Consider the following 15950-nt stretch of genomic DNA (forward strand, 5'->3'; position numbering starts at 1 on the left):
AATGATTTCAGAATGAAATTTTGGGGGATAAATTTAAAATATGTCTCCTGAAATTCAGTTATATCAGGCAACAGAAGTTGCCGAGAATACTCATAAATCAAAGGGAGGATAAACATTTATATGCCATTTCAGGTAGGAGAGGTAGTTGAAGGAACTGTTCTAAATATCACAGATTTTGGAGCGTTTGTTCAATTACCAGAAGGCAAAACAGGGTTAGTTCATATATCAGAAGTTGCTAACACCTATGTTAAAGATATCAACGAGTTTTTAAAAGAAAATGACAAGGTGAAAGTAAAAATACTTTCCATGGATAAAGGCGGCAGAATAAGCTTGTCAATAAAAAAGGCTTTGCCAAAGCCAAAACCAATAAAAAGCAATAAGGGCTATGGGAACGAAAGCTATAGTAATCGGAATAATAATATATCTTTTGAAGAGAGAATATCGAAATTTCTAAAAGACTCGGATGAAAGGCAGCAGCAGCTTAAGAAGAATTTTGATTCAAAGCGAAGAGGCGGCGGCTATAAGAGAAACGCTAATTATTAATAACTTCGGGTATAGCCCGAAGGTTTTTATTTGGGAGGACTATCATGAAGTGCTCTGTTATCGATATAGGAACGAATTCAATACGTCATCTTATATGTGATGTGGAAAATGATGAAATAAGGCAAATAAAGAAGGATGTAAAAATAACAAGGCTTGGTGAATCTGTTTCTAGAAGCGGCAAATTAAGTAATGATGCAATTGCAAGAAGTGTAAGCACGATAAAAGAATATTTGGATGATGCGGAAAATTATGAAACACAGAGGATATATGCTTTTGCCACATCAGCCGTAAGGGATGCTAAGAATTCCAGTTATTTTATTGACGAACTATTAAATATTGGTTTGGATGTGGATATAATCGATGGTGAAACAGAAAGCCTTTATGGATATCTAGGGGCATCGTATGGAATAAAAAAGAATGATGTGCTGGTAATGGATGTGGGTGGTGGAAGTACTGAATTTTCTTATTTCAAAGATGAACTTATAAAAAGAAGTTTTGACATCGGTGCAGTCAGGCTTACGGAAAAATTTATAAAAAGCGATCCTATTTTGCTTGAGGAGTATAATAACATAAGGCTTTATATAACTGATATGCTTACGCCATTTATCAGCGATAATCAAAATATGCCTAAAGAGATAGTCGGGATAGGTGGTACGATAACGACGCTTGCAGCTATGTCACAGGATTTAAGGATATATTCGAGAGAATTGATTCATGGATATGTGCTTAAAAAGGGGGACATAAAAAGGCTGCTTGATTTAATGATGTCTTTAAGCTTTAATGAAAGAAAGCTGTTAAATGGTTTGCAACCAGAAAGAGCGGATATTATAGTTGCAGGTACAATAATAGTCTATACGGTATTAGAGCTCTTGAATTGCACTTCCATTACTGTAAGCGAATGGGACAATTTGGAGGGTGCTGTAGTAGAAAAATTTATTAGAGGTAATGATGGTAAAAAAATAACTAATAGCGATGTTGGCAAATAATATATCCATAAGGGTATTGACTAATACTGTTTTATGTAATATAATTAATGGTGTCGCTGATAAATGTGATTGCCGGAGTGGCGGAACTGGCAGACGCACAGGACTTAAAATCCTGCGGGCCTTTAAAGCTCGTACCGGTTCGATTCCGGTCTCCGGCACCAGTTAAATAAAATAAATATGTCGCGGGGTGGAGCAGTTGGCAGCTCGTCGGGCTCATAACCCGGAGGTCGCAGGTTCAAGTCCTGCCCCCGCAACCAAACATGGCGGCGTAGCTCAGTTGGCTAGAGCATGCGGTTCATACCCGCAGTGTCGGTGGTTCGACTCCACTCGCCGCTACCAAACCAGTAAATTCAAGGTTTAAAGGGCTTTAAAAAACATATAGTCAAAACGAATGAGTATAATCACTCACTTAAAAAGGTGGGTGATTTTTTTTGTTAGTAAAATTTACCATTCAGTAATTATCATGGCTTTTGCAGTTAATAAAAACAAGAATAAGTTTTTATCCTATCTATGCGGAATTAAAAGATTTTGGAATAAATTTTGATCCACAATCTTTTATGTATGTTGAATTTGGAAATGATTTTTTTTGACAAAAATCGTTAATTTTATATAATTTATTATAGAACTTTATTATAAGTTAAAAAATTAACGTATTAAGGGGGACTAAAATTGATAACTATATCTAAAGATGAGATGCTTGACTTTTTTCATAAATTAACGGCTTTTTTACCTATGCTTTTTGAGGATAGTGTATCTTTTGCCATTGTAGATAATGAAAAGTATTTAGAGATAAAAAATTGTGATGAACTTCCTATTAATGCAAAAGTAGGTGATGCAATTCCAGAAGGTGGTGCAGCTTTTGAAGCTATTAGAACTGGAAACTATATCATAAAAGATGTACCAAAAGAAATATATGGAGTGCCATTTAAATCGTATGCCATCCCTATAAAAGATTACGATAATTCTGTAATTGGAGTTTTACTTATGGGGAAAAGTTTAGAAAAAAGACATAAAGTATTGTCACTATCCGAAAATCTGGCATCATCGCTTGAACAAATATCTTCAGCTATCCAAGAGGTTTCCTCTGGAGTCGAAATTGTAGTTAATTCTAATACTAAGATATTAGAAGAAGTAAATAAAGCTATTGAAAATACAAAAGGTACCGATGACATTTTAAAATTTGTTCAAAATATTTCTAAACAAACTAATTTATTGGGATTAAACGCAGCCATTGAGGCCGCAAGAGCTGGTGAAAAGGGTAAAGGCTTTAGTGTAGTTGCTGAAGAAATACGAAAGTTATCCAATACCAGCAGTGAATCTATAAGTAGAATAGACTCAGTATTAGAAAAAATACAGGAATCTATAAAAAGTATTTCTGACAAAATAAATGAATCAAGTTCATTTTTTGAAACACAAGCTACCGCTTTTGAAGAGATTAGTTCTTCTATAGAAGAATTAAGCGATACTTCTCAACTCTTAGAAGAATTAGCAAGGAATTTATAGAATAGCAAAAGAAAGTAAAATATGATTATGCTATAAAAGCAGTTACGGATTTTTCATTTTCGCTTGCTTAAATCAAAAATCTGAATTTACAACGCACCACTGCATGATTTTGTGATGTAGGATATGGAAGATGGAAATGATTTGTGATTTTATTAAATGGAATAGAGATTTTTTTAAACCAAAAAGCAAGATTTTATAAATTTTATAATATTTAAAAAAAATAACATTAAGATGGATATTTATAATATAATATAAGTGTGATGTTTCAAGAAAATTCGGACATATTATCATCACATTTTCATGCTATATATGGTGAATATGTAGGTATTTTTTAAGTGAATATGAACTTTGGGTTAACGGAAAGAGCATAAGTTTAGCTTGATTATAAATGCCAGATAAAAAGTTTTATACAAGGAGGGGCATATATGCCACTACCGAAAGAAAATAAGAGATATACGTATGCTGATTATTTGACATGGCCGGAAGGAGAAAGGTATGAGATAATTGATGGAGTGCCTTATATGCAGGTGGCACCAACATGGCAGCATCAAGCGGTATTAGTGGAACTGTCAAGACAGTTTGCAAATTATTTGCGAAATAAGACCTGCATGGTATTCACTTCACCTTTTGATTTACGCCTACCACAGGATAATAACCAAAATGATAATGATGTAACTAATGTCCTAAAGCCTGATATAGTTGTTGTGTGCGATAGATCTGGATTGCGAAAGACTGGATATTATGGTGCGCCTGATTTGATTGTAGAGATTGTATCGTCATCAAGTATAAGGAGGGACAAATTAGAAAAATTTAATATATTATGAGAAATCGGGTGTTAAGGAATATTGGATAGTGGAACCAGAAGGGAAAATTGTAAGTGTGTTTGCTTTACAAGATAGTAAAAGATACGGAAGACCTGAAATATATGCTGACGAAGATAAAGTTAAGGTAACCATTTTCGATGATCTTATAATTGATTTAAAACCGGTATTTGACTATTAGAATAAAGAAAGGGGATTGTTTTATAAGACAGACAATAATTATTATCAAGATTTGTTTAAAAAAGCCGTATACGGTGTAATGAAATACGATGGAATTGTCATAGGAAGGTTATTTGTAAATCAGCATATAGAAAAAGACTGTCTTTATCATGAAATCAACAAATATAGCAAAAGCACAAAAAATATTAGGCATTGGCAGAAAGCCTAACATTGTGGAAAAAATACAGGAAGAAATATTTGAAATAGCACACAGATTGTGTTGATGATGTGTTGTGAGATGAACTACTTATTTTATCATAAATTGTAAACAAGCTGTGAATAATTTATAGCCAATTCGTGAACAAAAATAAAAAAAAAACATCATAGATAAGAAAAGTGAAATAGTATAAAGAGGAATTTGAAGAATTATGTAGAATATATTTATATAAAGTTGTTGTATTGAGTAATAATTTGTCGTCTACCTTAGATAGTGCAAAAAGTGCTGGTCATCGACGACATTTTAGGTATTTATCTTTTAAGTGTTTATTTGATAGTATGCGTGTTCACAGCATTATCTAAGATAATAGCTTGACATTGACCCGATTTTTAGAGATAAGTAAGTGACTATATAAAAGGAAGTGAATGCGTTTTTAGCCTACCTATCAGGAATTGAAACCTTGCTAAACATTGTTTGGCCACTATCAGTTCGAGTTATGTTTTTAGCCTACCTATCAGGAATTGAAACTGGGCTATCCATTTTAAGAATACTAATTGCACTATCTATAAGTTTTTAGCCTACCTATCAGGAATTGAAACATGAGAAAAAATCTTATCAGACCAACTAAAAAGCCTGAGTTTTTAGCCTACCTATCAGGAATTGAAACGCTGGAATTGAGTATGGGAAATCTGCCTGATTGAATAGTTTTTAGCCTACCTATCAGGAATTGAAACTTCTCAATTTCTTTTATATATTGCTCAACTAGCGTAGTTTTTAGCCTACCTATCAGGAATTGAAACATAGTTTGGATGATGTTCATGATTATATTTTGAAGTTTTTAGCCTACCTATCAGGAATTGAAACACTGAAAAATTTCCTTTTAGTTTGCCTTGGGATGTTGTTTTGTTTTTAGCCTACCTATCAGGAATTGAAACTTTTATTAAAAAATTTTTTATAAAATTCACGTTTTATTCGTTTTTAGCCTACCTATCAGGAATTGAAACGCCGCAAATAGCGTTGGAGAAGGACAAAAATCTAATAGTTTTTAGCCTACCTATCAGGAATTGAAACATCATCACAAACAAATAATGACACTGGAAGTGTTAAAGTTTTTAGCCTACCTATCAGGAATTGAAACTAACACGGCGATTTTTTGAACTGTAATTTAGTAGTAGGTTTTTAGCCTACCTATCAGGAATTGAAACCTAAAATAGTTAAATTTGAATCGTTTGAATTTGCGTAGTTTTTAGCCTACCTATCAGGAATTGAAACATAGCAGTATTTATGATCGATGTATTATTAGGACATCGTTTTTAGCCTACCTATCAGGAATTGAAACGAAGTGATAAATTCAAGAATATCTTTTCCATAATCGGTTTTTAGCCTACCTATCAGGAATTGAAACATGAAAACTGAATACATCAAGCTTTTAGAGTGCTTTAAGTTTTTAGCCTACCTATCAGGAATTGAAACCAATATCTATTTTTTATTAATTGCTCAATCTCCTTGTTTTTAGCCTACCTATCAGGAATTGAAACCCGGGACAAGTCAAAAATTTACATACGCAAAAATTAAGTGTTTTTAGCCTACCTATCAGGAATTGAAACAAATAATGACACGAGAGGAATGATTATATGATACCTGGGTTTTTAGCCTACCTATCAGGAATTGAAACATAGCATTGCCTGTAATATTGTTAGTCAAATTATTTAGTTTTTAGCCTACCTATCAGGAATTGAAACATAGATCTTAAAGCAGGAATTGAATTTGATGTATTTAAGTTTTTAGCCTACCTATCAGGAATTGAAACGGTGTAGATTATGAAGGAGACGATGAAGAAAAAGAAAGTTTTTAGCCTACCTATCAGGAATTGAAACGGTTTAATCCTCAGTCACAAACTTATGTAAGCCAAAAGTTTTTAGCCTACCTATCAGGAATTGAAACAATGGTGGTGCAAAGGAGATCTTTGAGGGAAGAGAAGTTTTTAGCCTACCTATCAGGAATTGAAACCTATGAAGCATTCTTCAAGTGGATCTATTTTAGGCAAGTTTTTAGCCTACCTATCAGGAATTGAAACTTATGAGATGGCGAGGGAAAAATGAGATCATTATATGTTTTTAGCCTACCTATCAGGAATTGAAACAATGTTGCAGCTGTGAATGATGTCTTTGTTGCGTGTGGTTTTTAGCCTACCTATCAGGAATTGAAACGCGTCAGGTGCAGCAGGCACAGGCTTTGAAAGCTATGTTTTTAGCCTACCTATCAGGAATTGAAACTATACATTGGAGACTTGGCAAAATGTGAAGATCTTAAGTTTTTAGCCTACCTATCAGGAATTGAAACTTGCATAAGCAGGTATTTTTACCGTCACATCTGCATTGTTTTTAGCCTACCTATCAGGAATTGAAACATCTTCCCAGAAAGAAGGGAGTGAAAAAGTTGAACGGTTTTTAGCCTACCTATCAGGAATTGAAACTTTCTCTTCTGCCTGTTATATCGTCAATATAATACTTGTTTTTAGCCTACCTATCAGGAATTGAAACGATGCTCAAATTTTTGGTAAATTACATTGAAGATATGTTTTTAGCCTACCTATCAGGAATTGAAACCAGGAATAAGTATTTTGCCTTTTCCTTTACAACCTCGGTTTTTAGCCTACCTATCAGGAATTGAAACAAGCAAAAATAAGAGGATATGGCACTATCACAAAAGAGTTTTTAGCCTACCTATCAGGAATTGAAACTATCCAATGACACTTTCCCGCCAATATCGTTTTCGTTTGTTTTTAGCCTACCTATCAGGAATTGAAACACAATTTCAATATTCTCGGGATTATTTTGTACCTCTTGTTTTTAGCCTACCTATCAGGAATTGAAACATGGTAATTCCGCATCTATCATATTGTTGAAATCTAGTTTTTAGCCTACCTATCAGGAATTGAAACTCCACAGTCCAAAAGAAAGCACCGGCAAGCGAGCCAGTTTTTAGCCTACCTATCAGGAATTGAAACATGGCTCGTATGAGCGTACCGGGTGCAAAATGCTTTTGCGTTTTTAGCCTACCTATCAGGAATTGAAACTTTGTAGGGTACTTGAACTACTGCGTCGGCTACTTGGTTTTTAGCCTACCTATCAGGAATTGAAACGTTTTAGTTGTGTTAGGTTGTTGTTTTTACGCATCAAGTGTTTTTAGCCTACCTATCAGGAATTGAAACCACCTCCGACGCCACCGTCACCGCCTACAGGGCTACGTTTTTAGCCTACCTATCAGGAATTGAAACTGTGATGAAAACCATAAATACCTTTTTGAACCGAGGTTTTTAGCCTACCTATCAGGAATTGAAACATGGGTTGAAATATAATACTTGATACGGATTACACGAGTTTTTAGCCTACCTATCAGGAATTGAAACTCAAATTCAATTAGAGCCACAGAGATATTTAAGACTGTTTTTAGCCTACCTATCAGGAATTGAAACATGGGTTGAAATATAATACTTGATACGGATTACACGAGTTTTTAGCCTACCTATCAGGAATTGAAACTCAAATTCAATTAGAGCCACAGAGATATTTAAGACTGTTTTTAGCCTACCTATCAGGAATTGAAACCCGCCTCGGATCGGGAGCCTTTCACCATAGTTACGCACATATAAAATATCTCCGCGTTTTTAGCCTACCTATCAGGAATTGAAACTATAATATACATTATCTTCTCCTAAAATATCCTTACTTGTTTTTAGCCTACCTATCAGGAATTGAAACCTTCCCCAATTATGTCTATTTCAATATTACCTTCGGGTTTTTAGCCTACCTATCAGGAATTGAAACATTGTTGTCTCGCTAAACTCACTCTCGCCATTATCCTGTTTTTAGCCTACCTATCAGGAATTGAAACTTTCTTTGACGTTGTCTGGCTTTACAACTGGAAACCACGTTTTTAGCCTACCTATCAGGAATTGAAACTATAATGATACAGATTGTCTGCCAAAATAATGAGAGTTTTTAGCCTACCTATCAGGAATTGAAACATAATGTCTACTTCGTTTTTTGGCTTGACTAATTCTGGTTTTTAGCCTACCTATCAGGAATTGAAACATTAAAGACACAAACAACAATACCAACACCTACACGTTTTTAGCCTACCTATCAGGAATTGAAACTGAACAATTTGGCAGAACGCCGCCCTGGGAGCAAAAGTTTTTAGCCTACCTATCAGGAATTGAAACACATTTTTATCACCCTCCATTTTAAAGTCAATCAGGTTTTTAGCCTACCTATCAGGAATTGAAACTCAATATCAGGAATAGAACCTGAAGAAACAATTGCATGTTTTTAGCCTACCTATCAGGAATTGAAACTATAATGATAACATAGGACCGGAAATTTGGTATGGAGTTTTTAGCCTACCTATCAGGAATTGAAACATAATAAAAAGCAGGTGTTTTTCATGAAAACCTGCCATGTTTTTAGCCTACCTATCAGGAATTGAAACCTATATGTGACTTTTTTACCTGTTTTTTGTAAGCCTCGTTTTTAGCCTACCTATCAGGAATTGAAACAAAGAACAAGCGGAATCCATCGTCGGTGGTGGCGGTGTTTTTAGCCTACCTATCAGGAATTGAAACACAATTGTTTTGCTAAATCTTCTCCAAGCCTGCCTAAGTTTTTAGCCTACCTATGAGGAATTTAGATACCTTTGGGAGAATAGACGCATTTTGTAGGTCTAAAAATTGAGCATTAAGAGATAAATAGTCATGCAAATAAGTATGGAAGGAGTACGGCATCATGGACAGGTTTAGAATATACATATTTCGATATCCGATAGGTTTTTCAGTAATTATTCTGATAATTTCAACAGTTTTTACGGAAATCCGTTTAGAACCGTATTTTACAAGTTTTATGGACATGCAAAGCGCCGCTTATGTTACGATGACCATCGAACAAGGTTTATTCAGCATTCTTTTGGTTGCCCTCATACGCGGTTTAGGACTAATGAAATGCGCCGGATTCACAAAGCCGAAAGAATGGAAACAATTATGGCTTCTATGGCCAATCCTAGTTCTCACCATATTGAACGGCACACCTCTTTTTGATGGGACATTGATTATCGATACTTCAAAACACGGACTGATTATACTTTACATACTTCTGAATTTATCGGTCGGATTTTGGGAAGAGATCCTTTGCCGGGGCACTACGCTGACTGTTATGTTACAAAAATGGGGGCACACGAAAAAGGGAATTTATCTTTCGGTAATTGCTTCAAGCCTGTTGTTCGGATTGCTTCATATAACAAACTTCATTGCGGGACGTTCCACTTTTCTGACAACTGCTGTTCAGATAACATATTCAACATTTTTTGGAGTATTTTTCTCCGCGTGCTTGTTGCGAAACAACTCAATTTGGCCGACAATTATTACTCATGCAATTTTTGATACCTTTGGCAACTTAAATGAAATTGCATTGGGAGGGAATTTTGGTGAGGTACATCAGACAACGTTTGAAAGTGCGATAACCACGATTGCCGTTACTCTGCTTTTATTCGTTTATAGTCTTTTTATATTCCGAAAGGTCAAACCGGTTAATAAAGGAATTGAAGAAAAAATTTACACACTCAGCTTAGTTAAATGCAGAGAAAATTGGAAACTAATCCAAGATGAATTTTTAGCGGAGCATCTGTTCGCCGATAACGGCGAAAGAAGGTGGACGGTGGAAAAGAAAAGCAACCCGGTAAGCGAATGGAGTTCTTCGCTTAAAAGCTTACTTTATTACGATTGAAGTGGAAAGAATATATGCTAAAATGCAAGAAGGATTTTGAATAATTATGTAGAATAATTATATAAAATACTAAAATTGATGGTTCAAGTAGTATTTTGTTGTCTACTGTAGGTTATGTAGAATATTCAGGAGATCGAAGACATTGTTCTAGTTTATTTTTTTAGTTTTTTATTTGAAATGAGGAAAATTTACAATATTATCAAGATAGCGGCTTGATATTTATTTGTTTTTTAACATAAATCTTATGGCTATATGTGTATGCACATGGCTTTTAATCTACCTATAAGGATTTGAAACGATAGAATATGGTCATATTTATTTAAACACAGGAACTTTTAGCCTATCTATATGGAATTAAATAGCAATGTATATACATTTTATACTTCATTGTCAAAATGTTTTAAGTGAAAAATTGTTTAAGTAAATAGGAAAGATTAACTAAAAATGGGCTTTAATTAAGTTGATTTTAATTTTCAAGTAATAGTTTTAAATATTAAAAAAATTACGTAAATAAAAATAACAAGAAGGTGTTTTTAATAATGAGTAAGAAGGAAGTTGTGATTCGATTTGAAACAATAACTCCTTTATGGTTTGGTGATGCTTGGCAGAAAAATGAGAAGATTCGACCTTCGGCTTTAATGGGAAGTTTGAGGTTTTGGTTTTCTGTATATTGGAAATTTATCAAAATAGGTCAAATTGAAAATTTGAATGATGAGAATGTTCCTGCAGATAATTTATTAAATTTAAAAAAAGATAAAAAAACTTTTATGGATATTTTATTACAACATATGCGGGATGGTAATATAGGTGATGATTTTAATTTTGACAAGGAAGTTGATAATGTATTAGATGAATTAGAATTATCTGTTCCTTCGCGAATATTTGGATGTACTGGATGGAATAGTAGAGTAGATATAGAGATTTTGGAATATTATACTAAAAAGGTTAATTTGAAAGAAATAGAATTTGATTTTCCAGATAACGTAGGAAGTGAATTTTGGATAAAAAAGGTTCTTTTTCAAAGCATGAATAATATCAATAGCTATGATGGTTTGAAGGTTAAACTTAAAACTATGTCATATTGGTGGGATACATATCTGAAGGATTTTATTAGGTTTTTTGAAAATAAAATTATTTTTATTGGAGGTAAACTTTCTTTTGGATTTGGATTTGTAAAAATTAAGCTTGAAGAATCACAGGATACAAAGGGACAGAATGAAAGTATTATTAAAAATGCTAATATTAATAATTTTATGTCAATAAATAAAATAGAAAGAATAAATTATGAAGGAAATAAAAGTGTTTTAGGTTATAATTTTAAATATTATTTAAGAAAAAGAGAGGGAAAAAGGTTTAGAGAAAAAAATTTTGGTAATCAAGGAAATGCTTCTAAAATTTATGTATCGCATTTGCAAAAAGAAGATAATAATTCTGTATATCTTATTGTTTTAAATAATTTATATGACAGTTCATCTATTCCTGTTTGGATAGTTGATAAATATAAAAAACAGCTTAATGAATTATAAAAAAGGAAGTGTAGTAAAATGCCAACATATGATTCTTTTGTAGAATATAAAAATGATAAAAATCAACTTTTAAGCGAATGCGAAAAAAAAGTAAAGTCTTTTATAATTTTGAAATATGGTTTTGTTAATGGTAGAGAAAAGGAATTGGAGAATTTCAAAAAAAACAATAAAATTTATTATATAGAGGATAAAAATGGAATACAGAATATATCAGGAATTTTCGATAGTTATGAGGATGTTAGCGAATATATTAAAAAACTTTTTCCATATTCATTTATTATTTGGTCAAAATTTAAATTAAGCCAACCATATTTCTCAAAAGATGATGATGATTTTTATATAATCTCAAATCCTGTATTAAAAGAAAAAGCTTTTAAAATGCCAATGATACGAGGAAGTGGATGGAAAGGTTCTCTGGCTAATGCTTTCAAAGACTTAATTAATGAAAGTTTTGAAGTAGGCGAGAATGAGAGAAATCGAACTTTAATAGAAAGCTATATTAGAATTTTTGGTACAGGATCAGAATATATTAAAGATTTAGAGTATTATTATAGAAAAAGATTAGAAGATGAAGCTTATAATATAAATGATTTAAAAGATTCATTATTTAAACTATTACTTTTTGAATTTGGCATCAAATTAACAAAGGAAATGTTAGAGAATATAAGAAAAGCCAATACTAAAGAAAAAATTTTTAGTATATTAAATAATGAATATTGTTCGAAAATTGAATCTATAAGTACGCATAAAGGAAGGGCTATATTCTATCCAACGTATTTTGATAGACTATCGCTGGAAGTGATTAATCCTCATGATAGAAGGAAAAGAGCAGGTACACAGCCTATTTATTATGAAGTGGTTCCTGAAAGTACAGAAGGGATATTACAGATTATATACATTCCGTTTGATGGTATATTAAAGGAAAAAGAAGTATTAAAGAATGAAGTAGAAAATGATTTGAACAATCTTTTATTAGCAGTTGAAAAATTATCACAAAGTGGAATAGGTGCAAAAACAAAACTTGGATGGGGAACTTTTGAACTTAGTGAAAAATATTATTATGTGAATGAAGATTTAGAGATAAAAGAGGAACTTAAAGAAAAAGGGTGGTTAAAATGCTAGAATTGAATTTGGAAAACTTAAAAGATTATAGAGATGAGATTTTAAAAGCTGAGGCAGTTTCTTTAATAGCTTTATGGAATAAGGTGAGCCCAAATGATCAAAATAAAGCAAATATTAATATAAATTATAATTACTTAAGTAGTTTAGAGAATTATTTAAAAAATAAGAATATTAAGATTTTAAGCAAAGCATTTGATTTATGGGAGGATTTTTTAAATAATTGGAGAGAACGGAGTGGAAAAAATGCTCCACAAGAAATACTACGAATATTGTATAGAGATGGAGAGGGTTTAAATTCTGGTATAGAAAAAGGTTCACCAAATGAAAATATTAAAGTGGAACCGGAGAATAAAAGATGGTTATCAAATACATTTGGAGGGTTTAAAACACATATATATTATACTAATAGAACTTCAGTAGAAGTTGAAGCTGTTATTGCAAATATAATAAGTATTCTTAATGCTTTGATAGATTCTTCAACAATTGATTGGGAAACTTTAAAAATATTTAAAAAAGAATTATATTTATTTTTATCTAATTTATTAAGTGATGATAGATTTCCTGTTAACGATGTTTCTCTATGGGAACAATCTTATATGGCTACTTCTATGTTTAAAGCTAACTTATCTAATTTAGTTCTAAAGGATGATTTTAATATTCCTAATAGAGATTTTGCAAGATGGCGTATCCTAGGAATACAATATGATAAACTCGGCCTTGCAGAAAAGGCTTATAAACCACAGCAAATACAATGGTATAGGGAGAAAGCAAGAGAAATTGATGAAGAAATTAAAAAACTTTTAGAATATAAATATCCTGTAGGAAATGAGATATATCGTGATGAAACTGGAATATATTTTTTGGTTGGTGAAGGTTTAGGAGAAGATTTGGATGTAGGTAATTTAGCAGAGCTAAAAGGCAATTTAAGAAAATTAAAAGATGAAATTATAAGTATTTTTAAAGAAAAATCTTTGGATGAATTTTTTCCATCAATCTATCTTACTAAGGCTTCAAGAGGTCTTATGAATTTAGGCTATCTTCTTGGAAAAGCAAAGGAAAATTTTTTAAAAGTGGACTGGAGCAAGAAAGAAATTGATATATGTGTAGAAAAATCAGAGAGTGGAAAAGCAAAAGGTGTTTGTCAAGTTTGCGGACAAAGACTGGTGTTTGAATTAGATAGAAAAGATGAAGATAAAAACATTTGTAGTGTGTGTTATGAAAACAAAACTAAAGGAAGAATTGATAACTGGCTTTGTAACAGAAATGATGAGACAATATGGATGGATGAATTAAGAGATAAAAATGACAGAGTTGCACTTGTAACAATGAAATTTGAACTCTATGACTGGTTGAGAGGTGATATGCTAAATAGTTTGTTGGTGAGAAAAGAGGATTTTGATACTTATATTAGTTTAATAAAAAAATTGTTGAATTTGATAAAAGAGCAATTACAAAAAGAAGATTTAAAAAGTTTAGAAATTGGTATAACAGAAGAAGATGAAATAAAAGAATTTTTATCTTTGTATGAAAAAAAAGCATTTTATGAGCCTTTTGAAGAGATATATAATAAATTAAAAAAAAATAAGAATATTGATAATCTCCCAAGTAAATATAAAGATTCTTCAAAGCATTTATTTGAAGAAGAATGGATTAAATATTTTTCTTTTTTTGACAAAGATAATAAAATGATAATAACAAATAAAAAGGAAAACAAAACGGCAAGTATTCAAGATTATTTGACACATAATGGTGCGAAAGGACATTTATATAAAATATTTGCAATAAATTATTTAATTAGGCAAATTAACAATACTATACTTGAACGTTCCTTTTGTGATATATGGGAGAATTTTATATACAAAGAATTATATGATTGGGATTATAATCTTAATATACCTGCAAAACAAAAAATAGACTTTGATGAAAAAACTATTTATTGGACTCGATTAACTGATTCAGACATAGAATTTCTATCTACGCTTATTCTCCAGTTCCTTCTTCGCAAAAATCCCTCTCCGGCAAGATTAAGAAGGATTTGGGAGACTACAAGAGAATTTTTTGAAGATATTAAAGAAAATATATGTGATTACGCTGGTATACCGGAAAGAAGAAAAAGAAGATTTTATTGGAAAGATAAAGATATTGATGATGGCGAATATTATGACGGACAAGCGATATTTTGGGCGCATAACAAGAAAATTTATTTAATTTCTTATTTAGCTAACAATTATGCTTATGAAGTAGAGAATATTGAAGATTTAAAAAATAAAAAAGGAGATGAAGGTTTTGATAATATTAGAAGGTATTATGATGATAAAAAAGTGAAAATATCTTTAAAGTGGTCGGAAGCAAAAGTGGAGGATTACCATCCCTATATGTCAATTATTGATCCAACGCCAATTAGTTGGCAATTTATTATACCTGCAGAATATTTACCAAATTTTATAGATAATGCGATGAAAAAATATAATGAAGATTTTAAATTTGTCTATGGTAAGCTTCCTTTACACATTGGAGCTATAATTCAGGACTACAAAAAACCATTGTATGTTGGTGTAAAGGCTTTAAGAAGGATTAGAAGAGATCTTAAAAATACAAAAATATTAATGATTGAAGCAAAAGCATCTAAAATTAAAGAAAAATTGAATTGTCAAAAAGGTGAAGAGAAAATAAATAATACTAGAAGTTATTATTCCTTATATTGGGGAACCCACAATAAAGGTTATGAATTTTACATAAAACCGGATACCAATTTTAAGAAGATGATATGTGATATTGAACATATTGGCGATAATGAGAATGTGTTTATTATCCCAAATACTTTTGATTTTGAATTTTTAGATGCAAATTTTAGAAGAAATGATATTTACTATATAGAAAATGAAAATGGCGATGCAAACAGCGAGAAAGGTGGAAAGAGAAGATTATATATAAAAAGGCAAAGACCATATAATATTGAAGAATATTGGACTAAATTTAAAAAATTTAGGGATTTATTTGGAGGGAAAAATAGCAAAAGTATTAGAACTACTAAATTACACAATTTAATTTCTGTAATTTATGATAAGATTGATGATTCCGAAAAATTTAAGGAGTATCTTGCTGCAAGTTTTATAAATATTCTTGATCTAAAGAAAGATGTTGAATTGAGAAACGGTATTGCAGATATTTTGGAAGTAAATGCAGACAATGGCAATTTTTATACGGAATTAAAAGATAAAATGACTGAAGAAAATTTAATGTTAATTTTGGATATGTTTGATTTTTGGCATAAATCATTGAAGGAGGTATAA

8 protein-coding genes, 3 tRNA genes, 1 pseudogene and 1 CRISPR repeat array are annotated in these 15950 nt (G+C 31.7%); all 12 genes and pseudogenes read left to right on the forward strand.

The genetic code is table 11. The annotated features are described in order from the left end of the window. Nucleotides 1–120 precede the first annotated feature (120 nt). The 12 genes and pseudogenes from J2Z80_RS07450 to J2Z80_RS07505 all read left to right on the forward strand — a co-directional run bounded on the left by J2Z80_RS07450 (nucleotide 121) and on the right by J2Z80_RS07505 (nucleotide 15950). Nucleotides 121–543 (forward strand): S1 domain-containing RNA-binding protein, encoded by a 423-nt coding sequence (locus J2Z80_RS07450; protein ID WP_209453822.1) that lies wholly within the window; start codon nucleotides 121–123, stop codon nucleotides 541–543. Between the two features lie 44 nt (nucleotides 544–587). After that, the gene (locus J2Z80_RS07455) at nucleotides 588–1529 is read left to right on the forward strand and encodes a Ppx/GppA phosphatase family protein (RefSeq protein ID WP_209453823.1); all 942 of its coding nucleotides are present in this window, start codon (nucleotides 588–590) and stop codon (nucleotides 1527–1529) included. A 71-nt stretch (nucleotides 1530–1600) separates the two neighbouring features. Next, nucleotides 1601–1690 (forward strand) — tRNA-Leu (locus tag J2Z80_RS07460). A gap of 20 nt (nucleotides 1691–1710) precedes the next feature. Continuing rightward, nucleotides 1711–1786, forward strand: a tRNA-Met gene (locus tag J2Z80_RS07465). 5 nt (nucleotides 1787–1791) lie between these two features. Further along, nucleotides 1792–1868 (forward strand) — tRNA-Met (locus J2Z80_RS07470). A gap of 330 nt (nucleotides 1869–2198) precedes the next feature. Then, nucleotides 2199–3032, forward strand: coding sequence for a methyl-accepting chemotaxis protein (locus J2Z80_RS07475; protein ID WP_209453824.1), 834 nt, complete (start codon nucleotides 2199–2201; stop codon nucleotides 3030–3032). A gap of 425 nt (nucleotides 3033–3457) precedes the next feature. Then, a pseudogene (locus J2Z80_RS07480) lies at nucleotides 3458–4034 on the forward strand (Uma2 family endonuclease). Between the two features lie 15 nt (nucleotides 4035–4049). Then, on the forward strand, nucleotides 4050–4241 hold the full coding sequence (locus J2Z80_RS07485) for a hypothetical protein (RefSeq protein ID WP_209453825.1): 192 nt from the start codon (nucleotides 4050–4052) through the stop codon (nucleotides 4239–4241). A gap of 417 nt (nucleotides 4242–4658) precedes the next feature. Then, a CRISPR array of direct repeats spans nucleotides 4659–8923; the repeat unit is 30 nt; unit sequence GTTTTTAGCCTACCTATCAGGAATTGAAAC. A gap of 93 nt (nucleotides 8924–9016) precedes the next feature. Beyond that, nucleotides 9017–10009 carry a CPBP family intramembrane glutamic endopeptidase gene (locus tag J2Z80_RS07490; protein ID WP_209453826.1) on the forward strand — a complete coding sequence of 331 codons (993 nt, stop codon included), beginning with the start codon at nucleotides 9017–9019 and terminating at the stop codon, nucleotides 10007–10009. Nucleotides 10010–10548: 539 nt separating this feature from the next. Continuing rightward, complete coding sequence (gene cmr1, locus J2Z80_RS07495) at nucleotides 10549–11535, forward strand: type III-B CRISPR module RAMP protein Cmr1 (protein WP_209453827.1); 987 nt, start codon at nucleotides 10549–10551, stop codon at nucleotides 11533–11535. Nucleotides 11536–11553: 18 nt separating this feature from the next. Then, nucleotides 11554–12657, forward strand: coding sequence for an RAMP superfamily CRISPR-associated protein (locus J2Z80_RS07500; protein WP_209453828.1), 1104 nt, complete (start codon nucleotides 11554–11556; stop codon nucleotides 12655–12657). Next, nucleotides 12651–15950, forward strand: a complete 3300-nt coding sequence (locus J2Z80_RS07505; protein WP_209453829.1) for a CRISPR-associated protein Csx11 — start codon at nucleotides 12651–12653, stop codon at nucleotides 15948–15950. The genes J2Z80_RS07500 and J2Z80_RS07505 overlap by 7 nt, the downstream gene beginning before the upstream one ends.

This window comes from Thermoanaerobacterium butyriciformans (genome assembly GCF_017874545.1).
GTDB lineage: Bacteria > Bacillota > Thermoanaerobacteria > Thermoanaerobacterales > Thermoanaerobacteraceae > Thermoanaerobacterium > Thermoanaerobacterium butyriciformans.